Origin of the sequence: Propionispora sp. 2/2-37 (assembly GCF_001298735.1) — a bacterium.
Lineage (GTDB): Bacteria > Bacillota > Negativicutes > Propionisporales > Propionisporaceae > Propionispora.
In genome coordinates this window covers 157,766-183,572 of record NZ_CYSP01000007.1, presented here as the reverse complement: position 1 = coordinate 183,572, position 25,807 = coordinate 157,766, and the positions used below count along the sequence as shown (strand labels likewise).

The following is a 25,807-nucleotide window of genomic DNA, read 5'->3' as shown; positions in this document are numbered from 1 at the left end:
AGTTGAGCCGGAGCCCAACAAAAACATTACTGGCAAAGGTATAGAGGGACGGCTGCCAGCCCTCCCCTATACCTGCACTATTGTTTACGCACTCGCTTCCTGGGCGGCAGCAAATAAAATGTGGAGCGCCTCTTCGACTGTATCCACCGGGCAGATCTGGAGCCCTAAATGTTCCGGTGGAATATCCTGTTCATTTTCTTTGGGAATAACCATGGTGGTGATTCCGGCTTGTTTTGCTCCATAAGCCTTTTCAAACACGCCGCCTACCGCCTTGACCTTGCCCTGAATGGAAATTTCACCGGTTACAGCCACATCCTGACGCACGCCCCGGCCGGTAATGGCGGAAATAATGGCCGCCGTAATGGCGGTACCGGCCGAAGGTCCGTCAATCCGTCCGCCGCCAATCACATTGATATGGATATCGTAATTATTTAAATCTTCCCCAGTAATTTTCCGTACTACGGCAGCGGCATTGAAAACGGAATCTTTCGCCATGCTGCCGGCGGTATCATTGAAGCGGATACTGCCCTTGCCATTTTCCACGACCGGAAAGGCCACGGCCTCAATTTCCAGTACCGACCCCAGATAACCCGAGACTCCCAGACCAAAGACCTTGCCAATCTCGCATACGGCTGCCGCCTTACGGGTAACATAAGGAGACAGGCGGCTGACCTGCACGACACGATAGACGTCTTCCTTGGTGATGATTATCTTCCGGCCGTCACTGCCATCCCGGTAGAGGGCCAGCCCAAAAGCATCAGACAAAATATTGATGGCTTTACGGCCTTCAATAGTGTATTCGCTGATCAGCTGCGGGACATCCGGATCCATTTCGACTTCCAGTTTCCGGGCAGCATTATAGATAATTTCTTCAATATGCTTTGGTGTTAATGGTTCAAAATAAATTTCTGCACAACGCGAGCGGATAGCCGGATTGATATCCTCCGCATCGCGGGTTGTGGCGCCGATCAGAATAAAGTCTGCCGGAGCCCCTTCGTCAAAGAGCTTTTTAATATATTTGGGAATGTTGCTGTCGGTCGGATCATAATACGCCGACTCAAACGATACCCGTTTATCTTCCAGCACTTTTAACAGCTTATTTTGCAGCAGCGGGTCCATTTCCCCGATTTCGTCAATAAACAAAATACCGGAATGCGCATCGGTTACTAAACCGGGTTTCGGTTCAGGTACCCCGGTTTCCGCTAAGTCCCGTCTCGCCCCCTGATAAATGGGATCATGAACCGAACCCAGTAGGGGATTGGTCATGTCGCGGGAATCCCAGCGCAAGGTGGTGCCGTCTACTTCAATGAACGGTGCATCCTGAGCAAACGGAGTAAATTTGAGTGTCTTGGCCTCTTCCAGCACCAGGCGGGCGGCCGTAGTTTTCCCCACCCCTGGTGGTCCGTACAGAATCAGATGCTGGGGATAAGGCGAAGCCAGTTTAGCCCGCAGCGCCTCGACGGCACGTTCTTGACCGACAATTTCGGCTAATGCCGCCGGCCTTAAGAGTTCCATAGCCGACTTGGTCAGCTTTTTCCCCTCCAGCACTTCCAGCATGGCATATTTTTTTAACGTTTGCGGATTTTCCACACTATTTTGTTCTTCTTTTAATACTTGCATTTTGATTTCTTTAACATATTCCTGATGGCGTTCTTCCATTTTTTCGGTAATCTTACGTTCCAGTTTTTCCTCTACCGTACGGCGAGCCATCAAGTCCGCAAGTTCATCTTCAATGTCTTCCAGTATTCCCGGTATTTCTTCTATGGCTGGAAGCTTATCCACCGTCGGATCCTCAAACACAATCTTTTGCAAAGCCAGCACCCGTTCGGACAGGTTATCGGAACGCATATATTCCAAAGCATCCAGCTTACCCGCTTTCAAAACTACCTTCTCGGCCCCCATAATGCCGGAATACAATCCATATAAAGACGCGACCTGACGTTTCAGTTGTTCTTCAGGTGCTGTCTTTTGTTCCATTGAATCGGTTCGCAGAAACTTGTTAAAAAAATCTTTCATGATGTTTTCCTTTCTATTCGAACGGGCCTGCTTCTGCATCTCGGCACCGCGACTTATTGCGCTGTAATGTGAACCTGAATTTTTGTGGTTACTTCCGGGTGCAATCGAATGACTGCCTGATATGTGCCCAAAGCTTTAATGGTATCTTTCAGCTCAATTTTACGTTTGTCCATTTCAATGCCATGCTGGGCGACCAGTGCCTCGGCGACATCTTTCCCTGCAACCGAACCAAAGAGCTTACCACCCTCACCCGATTTTACCGGGATGGTTACTTCCACTTTGGCCATTTGCGCCGCCAGTACCCTGGCCTCGTCCAACTGTTGCTGGCGCTTACGTTCTTCGGAAGCTTTCTTTTGTTTTACATCATTAATATTATTATTCGTTGCCGGAATGGCCAGTTTTTGCGGTAGTAGAAAGTTACGGGCATATCCTTCCGACACTTCGACAATATCACCCTTTTTGCCTAATTTTTTAACTTCTTGCTGCAGTATCACTTTCATTTTCTTCACTCTCCCTTATATAGTTAGCGCTAAGCTCAAGAAGCCGTTGCTTGACTTCATTCATATTCGCCCGCTTCAGCTGGGCGCCCGCCATCGTCTGGTGCCCGCCGCCGCCAAACTCTTCCATGATCATCTGCACATTGACATCTTCGGTAGAACGAGCACTGATCCCCACACCATCTTCCAGCGGAAAAAGAACAAAGCTCATTCGTACCCCCTCTATGCGCAGCATATCGTCGGCGGCCTGGGCCGCTACAATTTGCGCATTGCTGACATGGGGAGGACAGGTTGCGATAACCACACCGCCGGGTAGCATTTCAATATTGCGCATGATTTCCGCCCGGGTTTTTACAATATCAAAATCCACCCGGAACAAATGCTTCACTAAAGTGGGATCGGCACCTGAACGCCGCAGAAAAGAAGCGGCCTCAAAGGTGCGCACCCCGGTCTGCATGGCAAAGTTTTTGGTGTCCACAACAATACCGGAATATAACGCCGTAGCTTCCATCCTGGTCAAATCCAGTTTAATATCAAAATACATCAGCAGTTCGCTGACTAGTTCCGAAGTGGAGGAAGCCGACGGCTCCAGATAGACCAAAAATGGGTTGGTGATAAACGACTCCGAACGGCGGTGATGGTCAATCACCACGGTGCGTTCAATGCGTTCCAGTAATTCAGGGGCCGCTGTCAGTTCGGGACGATGCGTGTCTACCACGCAAAGCAGAGTATTCGTTCTCACCATGTCAGCCGCCTCTTCCGGAGTAATGAAGAAGTTCTGATAATCCTCATATTCTTCCAGCAGATCCTGCAGCTTGTTAAAGGTTACACCGGCCTGACTGACGACAATATACACCTCGCGTTCCAGATGCCGTGCCATTTTGGCAACCCCGATAGCCGCCCCCAGACTGTCGAAATCCTCATTGGTATGCCCCATAACCAGCACCAAGTCGGCATCGCCGATAATTTCCTTGATCGCCTGGGCAACCACACGGGCTTTCACGCGGGTGTTTTTTTCGGTGGCTTTGGTTTTACCGCCATAGAACTGTACTTTGCCGTCAATATGGACGGTAACCTGATCACCGCCCCGCCCCAATGCCAAATCCAGGCCGCTTTGGGCCCGCTGGGCCAGTTCCCCGACGGTAGCTTCATCAGCAGCCACGCCAATACTAAGGGTTACCGGAATGCGGTTGCCGGCTTGGATCGCCCGCACACGGTCCAATATTTCAAACTTATCCTGCATCACTTTCATCAGTGCCTGCCGGTCAAATACGGCCAAAAACATATCTTCAGCGTATTTTTTTGAAAATCCGTTCAGTTCACTGACCCATTCCACCAGCAAGTTATTCACTTCTGCCAGAATGACACTGCGCTGCTTGTCGGTTAAGCCAGAAAGCACATCATCATAATTGTCAATCTGAATATGAGCGATAACCGGCAACGACATACTGCACTGAACCCTTTCCTGTTCACTCGTTGATATGTCGGTAATATACAGGATCAGTAACTCCTGCTCAGCGTCATCCTGGCGGAGCATCTTATGAATGATTTGGTAGTGCTTTTCGCCGACCGATTTGATATAATGGCCTGACTTTCCCCACATCTTGGCTATGGAAAACTCCGGCCAGACAACCGATACATCCTGTCCCTGCTGAAGCTCTTCCAAATCCTCTCCTTTAGCCCAATCGGCCAGGACCGAGTTAAACCAATGCAGCCGCCCTTCACCGTCAACGATGGCAATGGCCACCGGCAAATTCTGCAGCGCATAGCCGGTTGCCTGGTCGATAGTCTGCGACATGGTGCTTAAGTATGCGTTCAGTGCTTTTTGCTGCTGGGCATACCGTTCTTTGCCGTACATATATAAAACAAACAGCAAAATGATCCCCAGAATTGCAAAATAACGGTTATAAAAAACAATGATCATCAACAAGGCTGCCGAAACAGCCAGATATACCCGGGTATCAAACCAAAAAGAAGGTCCTTGCGGCATCTTCTCGCCTCCCATGCTAAACGCGTTATCGGTATATTAATCCGACACACGTGGTGTTCTCAGTTTCCGGTAATCAAAAACGACATCCCACAGCCCGGCAAAAAATACCATTTCCATAAAGAACGCGTTAGTAAAGGTTAAGAACAGTATAATACCCTTTGTCAGCCTTGACAAATTGTATTTATCGGCAAGGTAGTAAAATAAAGACAACCCCTGTACAAAAAACAGAACTATCAACAGCAGACCTATATTCATGCTGATATCATCCAGCGGAGCAACGCTGCGGTAATTTCCCCAGTAATACATCACCGCGGTTACCGCGGCAATATAGAGTATTTTACGCGGTAAATACCAGTGCCTGAACGGCGGAAAAGACCGCACCTGCCGGCCAAGCTTACGTAAAACGGCTTTGGTAGCCATAAAATTGATCAAAGCATAAAAAACAGCGGAAAGGGTCATTAGACCCGGCATAATTACTTTCAAATATTCCAGGCTGTTATTGGTCAAATTGCTCATATTTGCCAGTTCCGCTTCACTAAAAGCCCCGGTACTGCGATACATATCTATCACCTGGGTAAAGGTTTCGTTTATCATATCCATTTGCAGGGAAAGCGGGTTAACTCCCATGATGACAAAACCCAGCAGCAGTACCGCCAATATCCCTAAAAATGAGATAGCCGACGCCGCCAGCATAGTTTTTAACGGACTGCAATCTAAACGAATGGCCTGCCCAATGACAACCCCGATACTGCCAAAAGCCACCACCATCTGCAAGGCCGTTAACGGCTGCAAAGCCATGGCGGCAATAACGCCTGATGTTACGGTTGCCATGATACTCCACTTCAGGCCGTGCCGGACACCCAAAAGCGCAATCGGCACCGGCCAGATAATGGCGGTAGCAATACCCAGCAGCGGGATATAAACACTAATTAAAATCATCATAACGGCCAATGCGGACAACAGGCCGCCTTCAGCCACCGGCTTGATATTCGTATGGTTCATCCATTCATCTCCTTTGCTGAAGATATCGCTGGTAAGCGGTAAAATCACCAAATAAGCGTTCTGCTTCATGCTCCCGCCGTATATTCTCCCCAGTTTTTGCCAAAATAATCTCATCCAGTTCGCCAAAGGGAATTCCCAGGCGGCGCCCCAGCACATAGCAGGAGAGGATCAGCGTCGCCAAACCTTCTTTGACGGCTTGTTCACTATTTTTAGCCATAGCTTGATAAATGGAACCTATATTAGCGACAATTTCAGCCTTTAACCAATCTATAAACCGTATTTTGCGTAACATTTCTGTTTCGTGAGCAAACAAGGCTCTCCCCCCTCATCCTGTATAAACAGACAGATCGTAATTATATTCGAAGGGAACAGGCCACTTTCCTGCAACAGACCGAAAATACAAATCGAAAAACAAAACAACAAGACTCTGCTGTCAAATTTTCCACAAGGATTGTTTTGACCGCAAGTGTCTTGTTGCTGTTTTATTTGTCAGTGATATTGATTATCGGACATTCCAAACAGATTATGTTGTTTTTAGGATTGGTTATATTTACATACGTATTTCATTGTATGATACATTTCTATAATATTAGAACAACATTTTCCGTTTTTATACTAGACAAAGAATATTTTCTAAAAACTTGGCGGTGTCATAGTCCAAATGGAGACAGCGGTTGTTTCCCCGATGTTGATATAGCGGTGAGGGACAGAGCTATCCAAATAGATACTGTCCCCCTCATTGAGAATAAACTCCCGGCTGCCCCATTTCACCATCATCCGCCCTTGCAACATATAGCCACACTCTTCCCCTTCATGGCAAATCTGATCTCCGAAATTGACTTCGCCCGGTTCAATTTTGATCATGAGGAATTCCATTTTACGTTTCAGGTTTGGCGTTAACAGTTCATAGGTCACATTGGAATGGGGAAGAATGATTTTTTTCCGCTCTTCTTTTCTGACAATCGGATTATCGTTTTCATACTCATCAAAAAAATAGTTGATGTGTACTTTCAGTGCTTTTGCCACCTTCCACAGCGACGAAACGGTTGGTACAGTAATATCCCGTTCAATCTGGCTGATCATGCCCACACTTAGTTCGGACATGCCGGCAAGTTGCTCAATGCTGATTTTTTGTTCTTTTCTCAGCTTACGGATTTTTTCACCCAAATTCATATTGTCTCACCCTGATCTGTTAAAATGGCTTTCTTTAAGAAAAATATGGCAGCAGGATACGGGGGCTGGTTTCAATGTGAGGCTTACGAATAACCATGTCCACATGGCATTTGCAGTGATTGATACCCAGGTTATAGCTGTCGCCCAAGGCAAAATGCACCGTACCGGCTGCTTTTTCATCAACAGAAATATTGTGTACAATCTGCCGGTGGGCAGGATTAAGCCCCAGGGCAAATTCACCAATCATATAGATATCCGGCCCTTTGGGTTCAATATATTTAGCCAGCGCCGGGGAGCAGTTCACCAGTCTTCCCTGCCTGAATTCCAAGTGCTGGGGTTCATCAGGTACCCAGGACCGGCTAACTGTTCCATCTACAACAATCACCCCGGAAAAAGATTCCTCTACCGGACAAGTGTAAATTTCGCCATCAGGCATCTGCGTCAGGCGGCCATTGCGGCAAATACCATCGGCAACCAGCCATTGCCGGCCGGCTACGGAAAAGCTGATATCGGTGCCAAGTTCGGATGTAATATGAAAATTCCTTACAGCAGCCAGGTCATTTTTTACTTTATTCACCAGCTTTGCCAGTTCACGATAATCGGTATTACCCCAAAAACTATCGTTAAGATATTTCTCTTCCCAGTCATACAGTGTCAAGATACGGCAGCCTTTGCTGCGCATCATTTCCCGTTGCTTTAGGCATACATCATAAAAACTGCCGGACGGATGGTACAGTTCCAGTACATGGCTGATTTCATCCAATTGACTGTCCTGAAGCAGTGTGTCCGTTGTACAAACAACTATGCTGGTGTATGGCAGCAAAGAAGCCAGCTTTTCAGCCAGTTCCCTGTTTTTTTGATAACAAACGGCCACTTTTCTGACCGGAATATTCTCATATTCCAAAGATATTATCAAATTCTGGCGTAATTTATTCATGCCCTTACCTCCATACAGGCCACACAGCGACCTGCTTCGTATTCCTTTAATTCTGGTTCGGTTTCCCGGCAGGCCGTTGTCGCCAGCCGGCAGCGAAGATAATACCGGCAGCCCTGCCGCCCGACTATTGCACTCTTTGCTTCCCGGCAGGCCAACTCTTCGCTGTCCAACGGTTTGCCGATAACCGGAACGGCGGCAACCAGTTCCTGCGTATAGGGATGCCGGGGATCAAACATGATATCTTCGGCTGAACCTGCCTCCACAATCTTACCAAGATACATGACGGCAACTCTGTTCGAGATATATTTTACCACAGATAAGTTATGAGAGATAAAAATATAAGTTAGTCCCAGTTCTTTTTGCAGTTTTAACAACAAATTTAATACCTGTGCCTGTACGGAAACATCCAAAGCCGATGTCGGCTCATCCAGTATCAGGATTTCCGGATCGGTGGTCAGTGCCCTGGCAATGGAAATTCTTTGCCGCTGCCCCCCGCTGAATTCATGGGGATACCGTTTTAGATAATCTTCAGACAGTCCGACTTTTTCCAAAAGAAAAATTACTTTTCTCCGAATTTCCGTCCGGCTCCATTTGCCCGCCACCCGCATCGGTTCGGAAACAATTTGTTCCACAGTAAACCTGGGATTTAATGATGAATAGGGATCCTGAAAAATAATCTGGACCCGCGAACGCACGGCACGTAATTGCTTCTCCGTCAAATGAGATATATCCGTTTCCTCCAGCAGTATCCGTCCGCCGCTCGGTTCCTCCAAGCGGATGATTAAATTGGCCAAGGTACTTTTCCCACAGCCCGATTCTCCGACAATTCCCAGCGTCGCTCCTTTTTCCACCTGCAGGGAAACTCCGTCAACAGCCCGGACTACTTTTGGTTTTCCCAAAAGCGATTTATGTATAAAGTGCTTCTCCACAGCATCAAGCGTTAGTAATGGCTGCATTGTTTCGAACCTCCCCTGTCGTAACCCAGCACCGGACTAAGTGGTTTCCGGTCAGTATACAGCCCTGCGGACTTTTCTGCATACAAATATCTTGTTTTACCGGACACCGCGGATGAAACCGGCAGCCGGTTAACAATTGCCGAATATTCGGGACAGTGCCCGGAATAGCCGACAATTGATGCGGTTTTGTTGTAAAATCAGGAATCGCCTTCAGCAGGGCTTGCGTATACGGGTGCCGCGGATACTGCAGGATTTCCTGAACCAAACCATATTCAACAATTTCTCCGGCATACATTACGGCGACACGCCGGCAAATTTGCGAAACCACTCCCAAATCGTGCGAAATAAAAATAACTGCAGACCCGGATACCTGCGTAGCTTCCCGCAGCAGTCGCAGAATTTGCGCCTGAATGGTTACATCCAGTGCCGTAGTTGGTTCATCGGCAATAAGCAGCGATGGTGAGCACGACAAGGCAATGGCGATCATCACCCGCTGCCGCATTCCACCGCTCAATTCATAGGGATAACTTTTAAAAATACGCTCCGGATCGGTGATATGTACCGCTTTCAACATCTCGCAGGCGCGCAGGGTGGCTTCTTTTTGGTCTCTGCTCTGATGTGCCCGGATAACATCAATAAATTGCCGCCCGATCGTCAGTACCGGATTTAGGCTGGTCATAGGTTCTTGAAAAATCATGGAAATATCTTTGCCACGGATGCCTTGCATTTCTTCCGGTGATTTTTTCAGCAGATCCTGACCGTTAAATATAATCTTTCCACCACTGACTGCCCCGGCACCACCGGGCAAAAGTTGCATGACCGCTGAAGCCGTAACGGATTTCCCCGAGCCCGATTCGCCGACCAGCCCAATAATTTCACCAGGACAAACATCAAAGGATACACCGTGTAAAACACGCACCTTTTCCTTGCCCACCGTCAGATCGACCGTTAACTTTTGAACCGATAATAGTGTCTGCTCCATACCGTATACTCCCTGTTTAAGTTTTTGACCGGGGATCCAGCATATCCCGGATACCGTCACCCAGCAGGTTAAAACCGACAACGGTAATGAAAATGGCCATCCCCGGAAAACTGACATACCACCACTGATCCAGTGCATAGGAGCGTGCCGTGCTGATCATGGCCCCCCACTCCGGAGTGGGCGGCTGCGCTCCTAGTCCAATAAAACTTAACGATGAAGCGGTCAAAATTGCCTCCCCGATGCCAAGGGTAATCTGGATTAATACCGGTGCAATGCAGTTAGGTATAATGTGCCGCGAAACGATCCAAAAAGGGTTGGCACCAAACGTACGGGCCGCCCTGACGTACTGTTTTTCCTTGAGAGCCAGCACCTGCCCCCGTACCAGCCGTGTATAAACCGGAATCTTAACAATAGCCACCGCCAGCATGGTATTATACAGGCTTGGCCCCAGTGCGGCCGCCAATGCCATCGCCAAAACCAGCGACGGAAAGGACAAGACAATATCCGTGACAGCCATGATACTCTGATCGGTCTTGCCTCCCATGTAGCCGGAAATGCTGCCAATGACCGTACCAAGGAAAGCCGCCAGCAACACAATATACAGTCCTACTTGTATGGAAATCCGGCAGCCATACATCACCCGGCTGAGAATATCACGGCCCATTTCGTCGGTACCAAACCAATGCAGATTTCCCGGTGCCTGCAGTTTATCCTGTATAGATATGGCCACAGGATCATAAGGAGCCAAAACCGGCGCGCCAAAACCAATTAGCAGCATGAACACAACGATAAGGCAGCCGATAAAGGTCAGTGGATTGCGCCTGAGTATCGCAACATATGAGTAAGCAAAAACTTTTACCATGCTCAGCCACCCTCCCTGATTTGCGGATCAAGCACACGGTATAGTAAATCTATGAGCAGGTTAATGATTACGTAACCAAAGGAAACCACCATGGTAAACCCCATAATAGCCGGAAAATCAAGAAAGGTAACGGAATCGACAACATATTTACCCATACCTGGCCAGCCGAAAATTGCTTCCGTGATAATCGCTCCGCCAAGCAGTTCCCCAAAAATCAGCCCGGCCACGGTAACTGTTGGTAATAGCGCATTTTTTAACGCATAATGATAAATGATCTTGCGGGTGGATAAACCAAAGGACTTCGCGGTACGAATATAATCCTGCGATAATACCTCAATCATACTGGACCGGACCTGCCGTGCAATAACCGCCAGTTGGACATAGGCCAGGCAGCCAGCCGGCAGCACCAAATGCTGTACGGCATTCCCGACAACCGCCATATTACCGTCTAAAAATCCGTCCACCAAGTACATCCCGGTATAAAAAGTCGGCGGACTGATAAAAGGATTGAGTCGTCCGGAGGCAGGGAATAACTGCAGCCATTTATAAAAAACCACCATAACCACCAGTCCCGACCAAAACAACGGGTTGGAAACACCGACAAGCGAGACAATCCGGCTGATATGATCGACCCACCGGTCACGCTTTACCGCCGCCCAAACGCCCAGCAAAACTCCCGCAATTAAGGTAATCAGCATACTTACCAGTGTCAATTCCAGCGTAGCGGGAAAATAGCGTTTCAATTCGCTGGCAATCGGCTGCTGCGTCCGGATGGATTTGCCCATATCCCCCTGCAGCAAATCACCGACATATTTGATATATTGGACATGGAGGGGCTTATCCAGTCCCAGTTCTCCCCGCATTTTGTCCAGCGTTTCCTGACTGGCCCGCTGGCCGACCAGCATGCGGGCCGGATCTCCGGGAATCACATGTGATATGGCAAATGTGATGATGGACACTCCGAAAAAGACAATCAGCAATCTTGGTATTCGGTTTAGAAAATATCGTAATACAACCATAGTTGGTACTCCCCCAAAAATTCGGTTATGGATATGCCCTGCATATCCATAACCAGACAAACTAAATTGCTAATTTTTCTTCATGGTTTCAAAATTATACATACTTTCCAGCATGGGATTATAAACAAACCCCTGCACGTTTTTCCGCAGAGCCGTCATGGCATTGCTCTGAAAAAGAAGAATATAGGGAGCATCTTCCAGGACTTGCTGCTGCGCCTGTTGATACAGTTTAATCCGTTCCTGCTGATCGCTGACTTCTTCTGCCTGACGCAGCAACTTATCAACCGCATCATTCTTATAAAAAGCACGGTTACCGGCCAGACCATGCATCCGGGAGTCATACCAATACGTCATAAACATATGCGGGTCGGCATAATCCGGACTCCAGGCGCCCAGGCAAAGATCAAAATCTCCCCGGTCGACTTTATCCCGCAGCGTCGCCCAGGCGATTTTTTCAAGTTCCAGTTTAACGCCTATTTTTGACAGATTATCCTGGAGGATAAGGGCCTCATTGTCCCAGAAATTTTTATAATCGGAATACAGCAATTTTAGCGTCAACCCTTGCCCAAAACCTGCTTCGGAAAGCAATTGTTTGGCTTTTTCCAGATTGGTGCTGTATCCCTTGACTTTCGGGTCGTACCCCCACAGCCCTTGCGGGATAGGAGCTTTAAGCTGAATTCCTTTACCCTTGATAGCCCCCTGAATCATTCCGTCATAATCGACTGCGTAATTTAACGCCTGGCGGACTTTGACATTATCCAGCGGACTTTTTTTGTTATTGAGATACACATAGCTGACATTCAAGCTAGGTGATTCTAAAATTTGAATTTTATCATTGTTTTTTAACTGTTCCAGCTGGTCAACCGGTATGCTTTCCGCAATATCAATATCCCCATTTTCCAATTGCAGCCGCTGAGCGGACGGATCTTTGATAAACTGGATCAACACCGTTTTTAAAGCCGGTTCTCCGCCCCAATAACCCTTTGTAGCTTCCAGTTTCATATTCTGACCACGATTCCATTCCTTCAGGTTATACGCACCGCTGCCCATCGTATTTTCTCCCAGATAGGCAGAGGCCAAATCACCGTCTTTTTCCTGTTCCATGACTTTGGGGTTGATAATACTGGCTGCATTGGTCGCCAGAGTGTATAAAAACGGCGGAAACGGTTTATCCATAACAAATTTTACGGTATAGTCGTCGACAACTTCCACCGACTTCAGTGTCGGAAAATAGTCCGATGGTCCTTTATGAAGTTTTAATAAACGATCGAAGCTAAACTTTACTGCCTGTGCGTTCAGTGGCGATCCGTCATGAAATTCTATATCCTGGCGTAATTTGAAGGTCCACTCCCGGCCGTCCTCACTGACATTCCAGGATTCGGCTGCCATTGGTTCCACTTCGGTGCTGCTTTTTCCATCAACAATCTTGTATTTTACAAGCCGGTCATAACATGGATAGGTAATCTTCCAGGATGCATTATCCATGGTTACTGCCGGATCCAAGGTGGCTAAATCCAGCGACATTCCCACTACCAGAGTATCGTTCGGAACTTTGGCTTGCTCCGCCGGTTTGCCTCCTCCACAGCCGCCTAAAAATACGGCCGTTAGCATTAAAATAAATATTTTTTTCATGCTCTCCCCCCGTCTCTGTATAAACATCTATATAAAAAAAGCCTTAGGACAAATACATTATCCCAAGGCTTCGTTGCCTAATGACTTTATATAGATTTCTAATTTCTTGCACAAATAATCAATATGATGAAATATCTATCTTTTTTTTCATGTATTCTTCATCATTTTAAAAATCCCTTCTATGTAGAAATCTTTTTTGGTGTTTTTTATGGCATAAACAAATAAAAAAAGAGAATCCACAAACGGACTCTCTCTGATCTGACTTACTCTGCAGTAAACGGCAGTAATGCAATATTTCTGGCACGTTTAATAGCCAGAGTCAATTGACGTTGATGTTTCGCGCAGTTTCCGGAAATACGGCGCGGCAGGATTTTGCCACGTTCGGTCGTATAACGGCGCAATTTCGGCACTTCTTTATAGTCAATGACTTCTACCTTATCTACACAGAAGCTACAAACTTTTTTCTTGGGTTTTCTGCCTCTTTCACGTTTCACCGTATGAACCTCCCTTTAAAATGGTATTTCTTCTTCAGGGAAGACATCACTACCAAAAGAGCTGGCGTCATTCATTGTATTATTGCTGCCGCCGCTACTTCCAGCGGCAGCCTGCCGGCTGTCCAGAAATTCAATGTTCTGGGCGATAACTTCGGCAACACGCCGTTTTTGTCCGTCCGTTCCGTCATAAGAACGGATCTGCAAACGGCCTTCTACCAGCACACGGCGTCCTTTGGTAAGATTATTGCCACAAACTTCGGCCAATTTTTCCCATGCAACGATAGGAATAAAGTCAGTTTGCTCCTGGCCTTGTCCGCCGCCAAAGCGGTTTACCGCAATTGAAAAGGAAGCTACCGCTTTACCGCTTTGCGTATAGCGCACTTCCGGATCACGGGCCAAGCGACCGACTAAGATAACCTTATTCATGGTTTTTCCCTCCAAGGTCTGCTGCCGTCAATGAACAGCAACAGGCGCTTTAGTGTTTGCGCAACAGCGCATGTATTTATTCGTCTTCTTTAATAACCATGTGTTTTAAGATTTCATCGGTAATCTTCATCACGCGATCAAGTTCGGCAACAACAGCCGGCTCTGCGGTGAAAAAGAAAAGGCAGTAATAACCCTCGGTGAAATCCTTAATTTCATATGCCAAGCGTTTCTTACCCCAACGATCAATCTTTTCAATGTTGCCGCCATTCGAAGTGATAAGACTTTCAAACTTGGAAATAACTGCGTTCGTTGCCTCTTCTTCCAACGGCTTAACAATGAACATGACTTCGTATTTTCTCACGAAATCACCTCCTCCTGTGGACTAATGGCTCCCTCAGCAGGGAGCAGGGAAGGTTGCAAATAAAATTTGAACCCCATAGCTGGAACAATGTTCTAGACTAAAATAGTATATCACCATTTTCACAGCATTGCAAGAAACTTATTACATACCGCACAATAACAGTGAAACTACACATTAAAACGGAAATAAGTCACATCGCCGTCCTGCATGATGTACTCTTTTCCCTCCAGGCGAACCAATCCTTTTTCCCGGGCGGCGTTCTGACTGCCTGCCGCCATAAGATCAGCAAAGGATACAATTTCCGCCCGGATAAAGCCGCGTTCAATATCGCTGTGAATCTTACCGCCTGCCTGGGGAGCTTTCGTTCCTTTTCTGATAGTCCAAGCCCGCACTTCCTGTTCACCGGCAGTTAAAAAAGTCATAAGTCCCAGCAGTTTTTGCGAAGCTTTAATGAGTTTGTCCAGGCCGGACTCCTGAAGGCCAAGATCAGCCAAAAATTCCCGGGCGTCCTCATCCCCGAGTTCGGCAATTTCCGCCTCCACTTTCGCCGAAACGGCGATAACTTCGGCCTTCTCCTGAGCCGCATATTGGCGAACGGCCTGTACATGGGGATTGTCCTCCGGTTTTGCCACTTCCTCCTCACTGACATTAGCTACAAACAGTACCGGTTTTAAGGTCAGCAAATTTAGATCGGCAATCAGTACCGCCTCATCCTCGGTCAAATCCACGCGGCGAGCCGGCTGGGCATCCTCCAGTGCCGCGCGGATCCGTTTCAATACTTCGATTTCCACCAAAAGCTTCTTATCACCGCTTTTTAATAACTTTTGCGTACGTTCCATTCGTTTTTCCAGCGTTTCCAGGTCCGCCAGACATAATTCGGTATTAACAATTTCAATATCCCGCAGAGGATTTAATCCCCCCTCCACATGGGTAATATTTTCATCACGGAAACAGCGCACAACCTGAGCCACCGCATCCACCTGGCGAATGTGCGCTAAAAATTTATTCCCGAGGCCCTCTCCCTGTGAAGCGCCCTTAACCAGACCGGCAATATCCACAAAACGAATGGCCGACGGAATAATCTTTTTGGATTTATATATCTCAGCCAGCTTTCCCAGCCGTTCATCAGGGACGTCCACAACACCGACATTGGGCTCAATCGTGCAGAACGGATAATTGGCCGCTTCCGCACCGGCCTTGGTAATCGCATTAAACAGGGTGCTTTTGCCGACATTGGGCAAACCAACGATACCGACTTCTAAATTTGTACTCATGCAGCTATTCCACCTTACCTCCATATACTGAAAACATCTTTGTTTATTGTAGAGTATTACATCAATAAATTCAAGACTTACGATTTATTCTCTCCCGGTTCGCCCGCTTTCCCCACTATCGCCTTAACGGCTTTTTCAAACTTTGGCCGTGGAATCATCACCCACCGCCCACAACCCAGACACTTTATGCCGAAATCAATGCCTGTCCGGGTAATTTCCCAGCGATCCGAACCGCAGGGATGCTGTTTTTTCATTTTTACAATATCGCCTACTTCATAGCGGATAATATTCATCCTATTCCTCCTAATCCTAACTCTGCTCCGGGCGTACAGCCGGTGCCGGAATGCCCGCTTCGTTAAACATCAGTCTTACCTTGTGCCGTATCGCGGTTTCCACCGCCCCCTGTTTCAGCGGTTCGGTCTGAGCCGCTATGCGCACCAGCATATCATAACTGCGGAAATCAACGATGCCAACCACCCGGGGTCCTTCTACCACTTCCGGGATATTTTCGGCAATCCAGGAACAGGCCGCCTCCAGAATGGACAATACCTGGCTGATATCCGCGGTATAGGCGACCGGGATATTCACTACTGCCTGCATATGCCCCCTGGTATAATTGCTGGTGCGGGATATGGCCCCATTAGGGATAAAATGCAATACACCGTTGGCATCTCTTAGTTTAGTAGCTCGAAAACCGATTTCCTCCACCGTTCCGGCCATATCCATAATAACGACATAGTCACCCACCGAATACTGATCTTCCAGTATTATAAAAAAACCGGTAATAACATCTTTAATCAAGCTTTGCGCCCCCACACCAAGCGCCAGCCCGATCACGCCGGCACCGGCAACAATGGAAGTGGTATCCACATTACATTCCTGCAAAATCATCACACCGGCAATGAAATATAGTAAATAGCGGACAATACTCACCAGCAGCACCGACAGAGTACGCGCTCTTTTCTCTTCCAAATAAAAACCTTTTATACCCGTATGAGGGATAAACAAACGGCTGATAATACTGCGGGATATCTTGATAACAGCTGCAGCCCCCACAATAATAACAGCAATTCGCAGCATTTTGGTTCCTATTCCTACAATCAATGCAGGATCGAAAACTACATCCAGCACGTCACTCCTCCTAACTGCCAACATCCTATTCCAGTAAAATTTCCCTATTCTGAAAGACAGCCGTTTTTTACAGACTCTTCCCTAGGATATATAGAATATTACACTTCGCAGAAAAAATTCCTCTTTTATCTACCACAGAAACCTTTTTACGACTACAGTCATACTATGTATGACAGATTCCTCTAAAGGAGCGATAACGATGGCGACAACACCAGAACCCATTATTGATGCCATTCTTGCTGATGTCAATGCCATCATTCCCAATTTTTCATCGCTGGTAAGCTCTTACCGCCTGCTTGTCGGGGCGGCTGAAGAAATCCAGCGTATTCCAGGCATTCCGGAAGATATCTTTATCCGGTCGGTGGAACGTTTTGACCACACCGGCACACTGATTGACATATTATTAGAATTATTATGTTGTAAGATTAGTTTCAGCAGCGAATTTCTCGGCGTTACCTGCGCCCCGATTGACATTTTCCGCTTGCTGTCCAACGAAACCGATGTCACCGACACCCCTTACCGGACAGGCGAACAAATTTTACAAATTGAAATACTACGGCGAGTCCTGGACAGATTCCGTTCCGGACCAAACTCTTACACATCTACCAATATCCCGCAATGGCGCAATAAAGGAACTCCCTCATCTCCACAGAATGCAACCAAAGAGTAAGGCGTTGACCCACGTCAATGCCTTACTCTTTTTCCTGCGGCAACGGACAGCTGCCAAAACCGTCATGATAATCACACGGCTCAATATGAATGACCACATCGCACAACCCCAGCCGGGCTTCAATTTCTTTTTCCAGTTGGTCGCATACGGCATGCGCTTTATCCAAATGCATATCCTTATATAGAATTAAGTGCATATCAATCAGCCGGTAACTGCCGGAACGCCGCGTCCGTAGACGGTGGAAGGAAATGACCTCTTCGTGGCCGTTTACAATTTCACTAATGATCGCCTCTTCCTCCGGCGGCAAGGCAATATCGGTCAATTCATGCACACTTTTCTTCGTCATGTTATACCCGGCTTTAAATACAATAATGGCTATCAGCATGGCAATCAACGGATCAAGCCAGTATAAACCGGTAACTTTAATGATCAGCAATCCGATAAGAACTCCGGCGGACGTCCAGATATCAGCCCTCAAATGCAGCGCATCGGCTTCCAGGGCATGGGACTCCGTCCGGCGGGCCACTGCCATAAGCCGCCCGGACACCCAATAGTTCATACCAATGGATATCAGCATAATGCCAATCCCATATTCCAATAATTCCGGCATACTTTGTGCATAGAACTTATCCAGGGCCTCGTAAACAATCCACACCGCCGCCACAATGATAAGCAGTGCCTCCACTGCTCCGGACAGGTTCTCAAACTTACCGTGCCCATAGGCATGATCCTCATCAGGCGGTAAATCGGATTTCTTGACGGCATAAAAGGCAATAAAAGAAGCCAATAGATCAACCGCTGAATGGGCCGCCTCCGATATGATGCTGACAGCTCCGGTCAGATAGCCGACCACTAATTTTAAAACCACCAGTGACGAATTGGATGCCACAGATAATAAGGCCGCATTTCGCTTCAGATTTTCCTCCGGAAAACGATTTTCCGTCAAAACACAAACCTCCCCTTCCATCAATTAAATAACAAAAAACCTGCGGAATCCTCCGATCCCGCAGGCTATAGGCCTGCTGCGTACCTTGCCCAGTTGCCGTTTAAACCGGCTACCTGATCTTATTTCATTATATTAGCATACTCGGGAAATAGTGTAAATATCCACCGCAAAATTCGGCCTAGCCAATCTGGGCCACATGCTGCACCGGATAGCCCTTATCCTTAAGACGCGCCGATAACTCGTCAATGTCGGTTACATCAGCCCGGATAACCAGTTCGGCCTTACTGTCCGCCATAGCATGACAGATCATACTGCCGATATTAATTCCCAGTTCCGTAAAAACAGCCGTAATTTCATGCAGTGCCCCGACCTTATCGGCCACATCCAGCGTAATGCGGGTTTTTCCCTGCGGCAAGCCCATCAGGTCAACAAAGCATTTAAAAATATCGGTTTCCGTAATGATTCCGACCACCTGCTCCTGTTCGTCAACAACCACCATGCCGCCTATTTTATGGTTATACATCAAAAGAGCCGCCTCTTCAATAGTCGCATCGGCACGAACGGTAACCAGCTGCTTCTTCATCATATCTTTAACCTGCATTTTGGCCAGCAGATAATTAATTTCAAAGATAGAAAGAGAGGTAGCCGCAGAAGGAGATACTTCCCGCAGATCACGGTCAGTAATAATGCCAACCAGTTTGCCGTTGTCCACCACCGGCAAACGGCGAAATTTATGCTTACGCATTAGATAGGTGGCATCAACAATGGTTGTACTCGAAGTAATGGTAATTGGATTCGGGGTCATTCTGTTCGACACAAACATCACAACTCATCTCCCATTTTCACAGTTTTTACTACCGATTACCGCTCTTACATTATATTCCCCATTCTGTCCTGTTTATCCTCCCAGATAAGCCTTCTTAACCTCTTCACTGGCAGCTAATTCTCTGGCGTCACCCGATAACGTGATCCGCCCGGTTTCCAGCACATAAGCTTTGTGAGCAATCGACAATGCCATATGCGCATTTTGTTCTACCAGCAATACTGTTGTTCCGGATTCATTGATTTCCTGAATGATGGAGAAGATTTCTTTTACCAGCAGCGGTGCCAGACCCATGGAAGGTTCATCCAAAAGCAGCAGACGTGGCCGGCTCATCAGCGCCCGACCCATAGCCAGCATTTGCTGCTCCCCGCCGCTCAATGTTCCCGCCAGTTGACTGCGACGCTCCGCCAGACGGGGAAATTTTTCAAATACCATGTTCATATCCTGTTCAATTCCACTTTTATCAGAACGGATATATGCACCTAGCTCCAGGTTTTCCAGTACACTCATATTGGCGAATACCCGGCGTCCCTCCGGCACCTGGGAAATACCAAGCTTTACAATGTTCTGGGCCGGCATGCCGCCTATTTCCTGCCCTTCAAATGTAATTTTGCCGCTCTTGGGTTTTAAAAGTCCGGAAATGGTCCGCAGGATGGTACTTTTTCCTGCACCGTTGGCACCGATCAGCGTGACAATTTCACCTTCGGTTACTTGTACACTGATTCCTTTTAATGCATGAATAGCGCCATAATATACATTGATATCGTTAATTGTCAGCATTAGTGCACCTCCTCCCCAAGATAAGCTTCGATTACCTTTGGATTATGCTTGATTTCTTCAGGGACACCATGGGCAATAATACTGCCATAATCCAACACATAAATGCGTTCACACACACCCATAACCAAACTCATATCATGTTCTATCAACAGGATGGTCAAATTAAATTCTCTGCGGATCCAGCGGATCATTTCCATTAACTGCTGCGTTTCCTGGGGATTCATCCCGGCCGCCGGTTCGTCCAGCAGTAACAGCTTGGGCTGTGCCGCCAGTGCCCGGGCAATTTCCAGACGGCGTTGTTCACCATATGGCAGGTTTTTGGCTATTTCATCCTTTTTATCGGCCAAATTAAATATTTCCAGAAGCTTGACCGCTTTTTCCTCTATTCCCCGTTCTTCATGAAAATAGCGGCCAAAACGGAAAACCGATTCCACTAAGCCATATTTTACATGAAAATGATAGGCAATTTTTACATTGTCCAATACACTGAGGTTGGAAAATAAACGGATATTCTGAAAAGTACGGGCAATTCCCCGTTGCGTAATCTGATAAGGCTTTAAGCCAACAAGGTTTTTTCCGTCAAATTCGATATCGCCTTCGGTCGGTTCATAAACGCCTGTAAGCAAATTGAATGCCGTAGTTTTTCCAGCCCCGTTGGGTCCGATAAGACCAATTAATTCCCCCTGGGCAATTTCCACTTCAAAATTCGATACGGCCCGCAATCCGCCAAATACCTTTGATAACTTATTTGCCTTTAACAACGTCATCTTTATCACCCCCTAACAGCCGGCTCCACTTTTTAAATACCTGCAAGCTGACTTCCCTATAGCCAAATAACCCCTGAGGGCGATAAATCATTAAAATAATCAATACAACCGAATAAATAACCATACGCCATTCCGGATAACTGGCCAAAGCGGCCGATACAAAAGTTAACAGTACCGCTCCGGTAATAGAGCCGGTGATGCTGCCAAGTCCCCCCAGCACCACCATGGTCAGAATATCGAAAGACTTCATAAAGGTAAATGAAGCCGGATGAGCAATATAGAAATAGTGAGAAAACAGCGTCCCCGCCACACCGGCAAAAGCAGCACCGATAGTAAAAGCCAGTACTTTATATCTTGTGGTATCCACACCCATTGCCTCGGCGGCGATTTCATTTTCCCTGATGGAAAGAATGGCCCGTCCATGGGAAGAGTTTATCAGGTTTTTGATAAAAAATATAGTAAACACCGTAAAAAAGAAAACCCAGGTAAAGGTCGTAAGACGGGGAATGCCCATAAAGCCGGAAGCACCGCCGACATAAGGAATATTCAAAATGGTAATACGGATAATCTCACCTAATCCCAGCGTGGCTATGGCCAGATAGTCACCATTGAGCCTCAAGGTTGGCAGGCCGATAATGAAACCGAGAATGGCAGCACCCAGTGCACCACCGGCAATCGAAACAATAAACGGCAGATGCATCTTTACCGTCAATACCGCACCCAAATAGGCACCGACGGCCATAAAGCCGGCATGCCCAATAGAAAATTGTCCGGTAAAACCATTGATCAGATTCAAACTGGTTACCAGGATAATATTAATGCAAATCAACACAATATTCAGCTGCCAGAAAGGCCCGATCTGGTCTGTCATGATTAAGGCCTGCACAATCCCGTATATGATAATACAGAGACCCAGTGACAGCAAATCTTTTTTGGTTATCGCATTCATTTTTTCTGTCACCTACACTTTCTCACGTACATTTTTGCCCAGTAACCCGGACGGTTTAAAGAGCAAAATCAGGATTAAAATTGCAAAAGCCGCGGCATCCCGGAAGGTTGAAGAAATAAATCCGCTAACCAGTGCTTCCACAACCCCCATAATCACGCCACCCAGCATGGCACCGGGAATCACGCCGATCCCCCCCAATACGGCGGCAACAAAGGCTTTTAAACCCGGCATAATCCCCATCAGCGGATCAATGGAGTTATAGTATACACCAACCAGTACCCCAGCAGCGGCAGCCAAACCGGAACCAATGCCAAAAGTGAAGGAAATAACCCGGTCAACATTAATTCCCATTAAGCGGGCGGCATCAGTGTCAAAAGAAACGGCCCGCATGGCTTTACCGATTTTTGTACGTTGCACGACATAAGTCAATAGTACCATTAATATCAGGGAGATTGCCAAAATGATGATTTGCTGACTATTTACAATAATCCCGCCGATATTGTACAATTCAGCCGAAAATACTTTAGGAAAAGTCCGCGGCTGCGGTGATACCAATAAAATTCCCCCGTATTCCAGAAAAAGCGATACACCGATCGCGGTGATCAGTACGGCAATTTTGGGTGCCGACCGCAGGGGGCGATAGGCCAGACGTTCAATCAGCATACCGGTCAATGCCGCTACGACCATGGCCAAAAGCAACGCCGGTATGAACGGCAATTTTAAAGTTGTCGTGGCAAAGAAACCGACATACGCACCTAACATATAAATATCGCCATGGGCAAAATTAATGAGTTTGATAATGCCATAGACCATGGTGTACCCCAGCGCTATCAAGGCATAAATACTGCCAAGCGATACTCCGTTAATCAACTGCTGGATAAACTGTTGAGTAAAGGATTCCATTTCCATTTCCCTCCAAATATTTTCTATTTCTATACTAAGGCTCGTCTAGGCCGCTAAACAGGAAAAGGATAAGACTAGATGCCTTATCCCCTTTTGGACACACTCACTCCGAAGTCTATACTGGCCCTTCCGCGGCGCCCCACAAACAGATATTCTACACCAAGTTAAGCATTTGCCAGTCGTAGAAAATCCATATATGCTGTTTTATAGCTAATAATCTACTGTAACAGACACGCTCTATACTATGAGTATATTATACACCTAATCAAGGATTAATGACTATGTTACTTATGGATTAATTTTTTCTCTAAAGGTTTGCTTGCCGTCTTTCATTTCAATAATGACCGCACTCTTCACTGCATCATGGGTCTCATTTAAAGTGATGCTCCCGGAGACAGCCGGATAATCCCTGGTTTTGGCCAGTTCATCCTTAATGGCAACCGTATCTAGGGAATTGGCCCTCTTAATGGCTTCCAAAACCATCATAGTGGCATCATAAGACAAGGCGGCAAATGCGTCCGGCACCTGTCCGTATTCCTTTTGGTAAGCGGCAACAAAGTTTTTAATAGCCGGACTGTTATCATCCGGGGAATAATGGTTCGCAAAGAAGGTATTATTTAGCGCCTGGGCACCGGCAATTTCCGGCAACTTGGCCGAATCCCAACCGTCACCGCCCAATATCGGCATGGTCAGCCCCATTTCACGCGCCTGCTTTATAATCATGCCTACTTCCTGATAGTAGCCGGGGACAAATAATACGTCAGGATTAGCAGCTTTAATTTTAGTCAACGTAGCTTTAAAATCAGTATCTTTCGCCAGGTAGGCTTCGTCGGCTATAATCGTGCCGCCGTTTTTCTCAAAAGTCTCTTTAAAAAACTGTCCCAGACCTTTTGCATAGTCACTAGAGTTATCAATATATACGGCCGCCGTTTTTCCTTTCAATGTCTTGCTGGCAAAATTGGCCATCACCGATCCTTGAAACGGATCAATAAAGGCTGCCCGAAACAAAAAATCACGGACACTACCGGTAGCCGGATCAACGGTAACTTTAGGATTAGATGCAGTTGGACTGATAGCCAGCACTTTATTGTCCATATTGACCTGAGCACCGGCAATAACACTGGAAGAAGCAATTGGCGCAATTACGGCGACGACTTTGTCCTGTGTAATCAGCTTCTGCATGGCATTGGCAGCTTCGGCAGCCTCGCTTTTATTATCGGCAACAATCAAAGATACCTGCTTTCCTAATATTCCGCCCTTTTCATTTACTTCCTTAATAGCTAGTTTTGCTCCATTGCTGGCAGACTGCCCGAAGGTTGCATTGCCACCGGTCATTTCCAGATTGGCACCAAGCTTAATGCCGTCCGCTCCCTGCTGACCTCCGCACCCGGCGATGGTTACACCTGTCAACAGCATACCTAGACACAGTGATAACATTTTTTTTGCAATCATCTTTCTCCCCCTGTTTTTAGTACGGATCAATCCGACCATACTTTTTAGTCCTGCCATTCGTCTACCAGGGATGAATACGCCCCACCTTTGTATTATTCACAGTGTATATTATATGTTTGCATTTTTACCCTGTCAATACTTCAGGCAAGGACTTTTATGTGAATGTCCTTGCCTGATAGACATTTTGTCTTTATCTTAAAAACAAAGCCAAAATCCGAATATTTTTTTATTTTTTTTAGGGATTTATTTTCTCCCGGAAAATTTGTTTACCATCTTTCATTTCAACTACAACAGCACTTTTTATTGGATTATGATTAGCATCCAGAGTTAACACGCCGGTGACTACCTGTAAATCCCTGGTCTGCTCCAGAGCTTCCCTGATTTTTTCAGGCTCGGTGCTATTAGCGCGTTTAATCGCATCAATCAGCATCAGCGCGGTATCATACCCTAGTGCCGAAAAAGCACTTGGCGTTTCATTGTATTCTTTCTTGTAGGCCTCGACGAATTTTACAACACGGGGATCTTTGTCTTCTGCTGAATAATGATTACTGAAAAAGGTATTATTTAACGGCGCGGCACCGGCAATTTCCGTTATTTTAGCATTATCCCAGCCATCGGTGCCCAAAAGCGGCACGGTAATGCCTAATTCACGAGCCTGTTTAACAATTTTTCCCACTTCTTCATAGTAAGCCGGAATAAAGATAATATCGGCATTCAGGCTTTTAATTTTAGTCAACGCTGCTTTAAAATCCTGGTCTTTCTGTAAAAAGGCCTCTTTGCCGATAATTTGGCCGCCGTTTTTAGTAAAGTTTTCTTCAAAAGACTCTGCCAGATTTTTGGAATAATCCGAACTGCTGTCAATATAAATAACCGCCGTTTTGGCGTGCAGGCTTTTTGTGGCAAAATTAGCCATTATAATACCCTGAAAAGGATCGATAAAACAACCGCGGAAAATATATGGTCTGACATTACCGCTGTCGTCAACGGTTATTTTCATGTTTGTACCGGTGGCTGTAACCAGCGGCACCTTATTGTCCTGGGCAATCTGCACGGAAGCAATTACATTCGAGCTGGTAACCGGTCCCAGCACCGCCGCCACTTTATCCTGGGTAATCAACTTTGTCGTTGCATTGGCGGCTTCTGAAGCCTCGGACTTATTGTCGGCCTGCACCAGCACAATTTTTTTGCCCAATACACCGCCGGCGTCATTCGCTTCTTTAATGGCCAGTTGCATGCCGTTCAGGGTTTGCTTACCATAGTCGGCAACCCCGCCTGTCAATTCAAAATTGCCGCCGATTTTAATTTCCGAATCACTACCGGCGCCGCTGCCGCCGCAACCGGCTACCAGGGAAGCACTCAAAATAGCAGCCAATCCCAATCCCAACCATTTTTTCTTCATTCATTCCCATCTCCTCTTGTGTAAGTTTACTTGCCACAGAGCAATAAAAAAACCCCGCCACGGATATTTTACAAGTCAACATCCACCGGGTTTATCCCCTGGCCGGACAAGCTGCCTGTTACCTAAACAACCCCGGCGTTTTTCTTTACACAGTGCCAAACTACCCTGCTTATAAGTACACAATACAAATATAATTGTCTATGGAATTATTATATGCACCATTGTATCTTCTGTCAATAGATAAATTTAATAATGTCCACTATAAAAGCACATTTGCTCTCCATTTTTCTCTTCATTCGGCTTTTCCACTGTAATGTAAACAGTTTACTTTAAGAGAAGAAGCTCCTGGCCAGCAACCGGTCAGGA

General features: G+C 46.7%; 27 protein-coding genes. 1 reads left to right on the top strand and 26 read right to left on the bottom strand.

The window, feature by feature from the left end; genetic code table 11:
• Positions 1-84: 84 nt before the first annotated feature.
• The 18 genes from lonC to P22_RS09370 all read right to left on the bottom strand — a co-directional run bounded on the left by lonC (position 85) and on the right by P22_RS09370 (position 16,752).
• Positions 85-2,016 carry a Lon family ATP-dependent protease gene (lonC, locus tag P22_RS09455; protein WP_054259985.1) on the bottom strand — a complete coding sequence of 644 codons (1,932 nt, stop codon included), beginning with the start codon at positions 2,014-2,016 and terminating at the stop codon, positions 85-87.
• A gap of 53 nt (positions 2,017-2,069) precedes the next feature.
• Positions 2,070-2,516, bottom strand: coding sequence for a 50S ribosomal protein L9 (rplI, locus tag P22_RS09450; RefSeq protein WP_054259984.1), 447 nt, complete (start codon positions 2,514-2,516; stop codon positions 2,070-2,072).
• Positions 2,488-4,503: a DHH family phosphoesterase gene (locus P22_RS09445; RefSeq protein WP_054259983.1), complete on the bottom strand. Its 2,016-nt coding sequence runs from the start codon at positions 4,501-4,503 to the stop codon at positions 2,488-2,490. The genes rplI and P22_RS09445 overlap by 29 nt, the downstream gene beginning before the upstream one ends.
• Positions 4,504-4,539: 36 nt before the next feature.
• Positions 4,540-5,505, bottom strand: a complete 966-nt coding sequence (locus P22_RS09440) for a YybS family protein (protein WP_054259982.1) — start codon at positions 5,503-5,505, stop codon at positions 4,540-4,542.
• Positions 5,506-5,509: 4 nt separating this feature from the next.
• Complete coding sequence (locus tag P22_RS09435; protein ID WP_054259981.1) at positions 5,510-5,818, bottom strand: MazG-like family protein; 309 nt, start codon at positions 5,816-5,818, stop codon at positions 5,510-5,512.
• A 320-nt stretch (positions 5,819-6,138) separates the two neighbouring features.
• Positions 6,139-6,678, bottom strand: a complete 540-nt coding sequence (locus P22_RS09430) for a helix-turn-helix domain-containing protein (protein ID WP_054259980.1) — start codon at positions 6,676-6,678, stop codon at positions 6,139-6,141.
• A gap of 34 nt (positions 6,679-6,712) precedes the next feature.
• Positions 6,713-7,615, bottom strand: coding sequence for an aminopeptidase (locus P22_RS09425; RefSeq protein ID WP_054259979.1), 903 nt, complete (start codon positions 7,613-7,615; stop codon positions 6,713-6,715).
• Positions 7,612-8,571: an ABC transporter ATP-binding protein gene (locus tag P22_RS09420; RefSeq protein WP_054259978.1), complete on the bottom strand. Its 960-nt coding sequence runs from the start codon at positions 8,569-8,571 to the stop codon at positions 7,612-7,614. The genes P22_RS09425 and P22_RS09420 overlap by 4 nt, the downstream gene beginning before the upstream one ends.
• Positions 8,549-9,553, bottom strand: a complete 1,005-nt coding sequence (locus P22_RS09415; RefSeq protein WP_054260027.1) for an ABC transporter ATP-binding protein — start codon at positions 9,551-9,553, stop codon at positions 8,549-8,551. The genes P22_RS09420 and P22_RS09415 overlap by 23 nt, the downstream gene beginning before the upstream one ends.
• Positions 9,554-9,569: 16 nt before the next feature.
• On the bottom strand, positions 9,570-10,415 hold the full coding sequence (locus P22_RS09410; protein WP_054259977.1) for an ABC transporter permease: 846 nt from the start codon (positions 10,413-10,415) through the stop codon (positions 9,570-9,572).
• Positions 10,416-10,417: 2 nt separating this feature from the next.
• Positions 10,418-11,434 carry an ABC transporter permease gene (locus P22_RS09405; protein ID WP_054259976.1) on the bottom strand — a complete coding sequence of 339 codons (1,017 nt, stop codon included), beginning with the start codon at positions 11,432-11,434 and terminating at the stop codon, positions 10,418-10,420.
• A gap of 69 nt (positions 11,435-11,503) precedes the next feature.
• Positions 11,504-13,066, bottom strand: coding sequence for an ABC transporter substrate-binding protein (locus tag P22_RS09400; RefSeq protein ID WP_054259975.1), 1,563 nt, complete (start codon positions 13,064-13,066; stop codon positions 11,504-11,506).
• Between the two features lie 263 nt (positions 13,067-13,329).
• The gene (gene rpsR / locus P22_RS09395) at positions 13,330-13,560 is read right to left on the bottom strand and encodes a 30S ribosomal protein S18 (protein WP_054259974.1); all 231 of its coding nucleotides are present in this window, start codon (positions 13,558-13,560) and stop codon (positions 13,330-13,332) included.
• 15 nt (positions 13,561-13,575) lie between these two features.
• Positions 13,576-13,986 carry a single-stranded DNA-binding protein gene (locus tag P22_RS09390; RefSeq protein WP_054259973.1) on the bottom strand — a complete coding sequence of 137 codons (411 nt, stop codon included), beginning with the start codon at positions 13,984-13,986 and terminating at the stop codon, positions 13,576-13,578.
• A gap of 76 nt (positions 13,987-14,062) precedes the next feature.
• Entirely contained in the window at positions 14,063-14,347 is a 285-nt protein-coding gene (gene rpsF / locus P22_RS09385) for a 30S ribosomal protein S6 (RefSeq protein WP_054259972.1), read from the bottom strand.
• Between the two features lie 167 nt (positions 14,348-14,514).
• Positions 14,515-15,621 carry a redox-regulated ATPase YchF gene (ychF, locus tag P22_RS09380; protein WP_054259971.1) on the bottom strand — a complete coding sequence of 369 codons (1,107 nt, stop codon included), beginning with the start codon at positions 15,619-15,621 and terminating at the stop codon, positions 14,515-14,517.
• A 77-nt stretch (positions 15,622-15,698) separates the two neighbouring features.
• Positions 15,699-15,914, bottom strand: coding sequence for a DUF951 domain-containing protein (locus P22_RS09375; protein ID WP_054259970.1), 216 nt, complete (start codon positions 15,912-15,914; stop codon positions 15,699-15,701).
• Between the two features lie 16 nt (positions 15,915-15,930).
• Complete coding sequence (locus tag P22_RS09370; RefSeq protein ID WP_054259969.1) at positions 15,931-16,752, bottom strand: mechanosensitive ion channel family protein; 822 nt, start codon at positions 16,750-16,752, stop codon at positions 15,931-15,933.
• A gap of 199 nt (positions 16,753-16,951) precedes the next feature.
• Between P22_RS09370 and P22_RS09365 the strand changes: the two genes are divergently transcribed.
• A complete protein-coding gene (locus tag P22_RS09365) occupies positions 16,952-17,422 on the top strand; it encodes a hypothetical protein (RefSeq protein ID WP_054259968.1) in 471 nt (156 codons plus the stop codon).
• Between the two features lie 22 nt (positions 17,423-17,444).
• On the opposite strand, the gene P22_RS09360 is transcribed toward P22_RS09365, so the two are convergent.
• The 8 genes from P22_RS09360 to P22_RS09325 form a co-directional block, all read right to left on the bottom strand.
• Positions 17,445-18,368, bottom strand: a complete 924-nt coding sequence (locus P22_RS09360; RefSeq protein WP_235814603.1) for a cation diffusion facilitator family transporter — start codon at positions 18,366-18,368, stop codon at positions 17,445-17,447.
• 178 nt (positions 18,369-18,546) lie between these two features.
• On the bottom strand, positions 18,547-19,191 hold the full coding sequence (locus P22_RS09355) for a CBS and ACT domain-containing protein (RefSeq protein WP_054259966.1): 645 nt from the start codon (positions 19,189-19,191) through the stop codon (positions 18,547-18,549).
• Positions 19,192-19,266: 75 nt separating this feature from the next.
• Complete coding sequence (locus tag P22_RS09350) at positions 19,267-19,971, bottom strand: ABC transporter ATP-binding protein (protein WP_054259965.1); 705 nt, start codon at positions 19,969-19,971, stop codon at positions 19,267-19,269.
• On the bottom strand, positions 19,971-20,738 hold the full coding sequence (locus P22_RS09345; protein WP_054259964.1) for an ABC transporter ATP-binding protein: 768 nt from the start codon (positions 20,736-20,738) through the stop codon (positions 19,971-19,973). The genes P22_RS09350 and P22_RS09345 overlap by 1 nt, the downstream gene beginning before the upstream one ends.
• Positions 20,716-21,687, bottom strand: coding sequence for a branched-chain amino acid ABC transporter permease (locus P22_RS09340; protein WP_054259963.1), 972 nt, complete (start codon positions 21,685-21,687; stop codon positions 20,716-20,718). Before P22_RS09340 ends, P22_RS09345 begins: the two co-directional genes overlap by 23 nt.
• A gap of 12 nt (positions 21,688-21,699) precedes the next feature.
• Positions 21,700-22,596 (bottom strand): branched-chain amino acid ABC transporter permease, encoded by an 897-nt coding sequence (locus P22_RS09335; RefSeq protein WP_373432669.1) that lies wholly within the window; start codon positions 22,594-22,596, stop codon positions 21,700-21,702.
• Positions 22,597-22,878: 282 nt separating this feature from the next.
• Entirely contained in the window at positions 22,879-24,042 is a 1,164-nt protein-coding gene (locus tag P22_RS09330; protein WP_054259961.1) for an ABC transporter substrate-binding protein, read from the bottom strand.
• Between the two features lie 235 nt (positions 24,043-24,277).
• Positions 24,278-25,441, bottom strand: a complete 1,164-nt coding sequence (locus P22_RS09325; protein ID WP_054259960.1) for an ABC transporter substrate-binding protein — start codon at positions 25,439-25,441, stop codon at positions 24,278-24,280.
• Positions 25,442-25,807: the final 366 nt, after the last annotated feature.

Excerpts from the sequence above, each read along its gene's own strand:
- lonC (WP_054259985.1), bottom strand. The coding sequence starts at position 2,016 with ATGAAAGATTTTTTTAACAAGTTTCTGCGAACCGATTCAATGGAACAA.
- rplI (WP_054259984.1), bottom strand. The coding sequence starts at position 2,516 with ATGAAAGTGATACTGCAGCAAGAAGTTAAAAAATTAGGCAAAAAGGGT.
- P22_RS09445 (WP_054259983.1), bottom strand. The coding sequence starts at position 4,503 with ATGCCGCAAGGACCTTCTTTTTGGTTTGATACCCGGGTATATCTGGCT.
- P22_RS09440 (WP_054259982.1), bottom strand. The coding sequence starts at position 5,505 with ATGAACCATACGAATATCAAGCCGGTGGCTGAAGGCGGCCTGTTGTCC.
- P22_RS09430 (WP_054259980.1), bottom strand. The coding sequence starts at position 6,678 with ATGAATTTGGGTGAAAAAATCCGTAAGCTGAGAAAAGAACAAAAAATC.
- P22_RS09425 (WP_054259979.1), bottom strand. The coding sequence starts at position 7,615 with ATGAATAAATTACGCCAGAATTTGATAATATCTTTGGAATATGAGAAT.
- P22_RS09420 (WP_054259978.1), bottom strand. The coding sequence starts at position 8,571 with ATGCAGCCATTACTAACGCTTGATGCTGTGGAGAAGCACTTTATACAT.
- P22_RS09415 (WP_054260027.1), bottom strand. The coding sequence starts at position 9,553 with ATGGAGCAGACACTATTATCGGTTCAAAAGTTAACGGTCGATCTGACG.
- P22_RS09410 (WP_054259977.1), bottom strand. The coding sequence starts at position 10,415 with ATGGTAAAAGTTTTTGCTTACTCATATGTTGCGATACTCAGGCGCAAT.
- P22_RS09405 (WP_054259976.1), bottom strand. The coding sequence starts at position 11,434 with ATGGTTGTATTACGATATTTTCTAAACCGAATACCAAGATTGCTGATT.
- P22_RS09400 (WP_054259975.1), bottom strand. The coding sequence starts at position 13,066 with ATGAAAAAAATATTTATTTTAATGCTAACGGCCGTATTTTTAGGCGGC.
- P22_RS09390 (WP_054259973.1), bottom strand. The coding sequence starts at position 13,986 with ATGAATAAGGTTATCTTAGTCGGTCGCTTGGCCCGTGATCCGGAAGTG.
- ychF (WP_054259971.1), bottom strand. The coding sequence starts at position 15,621 with ATGAGTACAAATTTAGAAGTCGGTATCGTTGGTTTGCCCAATGTCGGC.
- P22_RS09375 (WP_054259970.1), bottom strand. The coding sequence starts at position 15,914 with ATGAATATTATCCGCTATGAAGTAGGCGATATTGTAAAAATGAAAAAA.
- P22_RS09365 (WP_054259968.1), top strand. The coding sequence starts at position 16,952 with ATGGCGACAACACCAGAACCCATTATTGATGCCATTCTTGCTGATGTC.
- P22_RS09355 (WP_054259966.1), bottom strand. The coding sequence starts at position 19,191 with ATGTTTGTGTCGAACAGAATGACCCCGAATCCAATTACCATTACTTCG.
- P22_RS09350 (WP_054259965.1), bottom strand. The coding sequence starts at position 19,971 with ATGCTGACAATTAACGATATCAATGTATATTATGGCGCTATTCATGCA.
- P22_RS09345 (WP_054259964.1), bottom strand. The coding sequence starts at position 20,738 with ATGACGTTGTTAAAGGCAAATAAGTTATCAAAGGTATTTGGCGGATTG.
- P22_RS09340 (WP_054259963.1), bottom strand. The coding sequence starts at position 21,687 with ATGAATGCGATAACCAAAAAAGATTTGCTGTCACTGGGTCTCTGTATT.
- P22_RS09335 (WP_373432669.1), bottom strand. The coding sequence starts at position 22,596 with ATGGAAATGGAATCCTTTACTCAACAGTTTATCCAGCAGTTGATTAAC.
- P22_RS09330 (WP_054259961.1), bottom strand. The coding sequence starts at position 24,042 with ATGATTGCAAAAAAAATGTTATCACTGTGTCTAGGTATGCTGTTGACA.
- P22_RS09325 (WP_054259960.1), bottom strand. The coding sequence starts at position 25,441 with ATGAAGAAAAAATGGTTGGGATTGGGATTGGCTGCTATTTTGAGTGCT.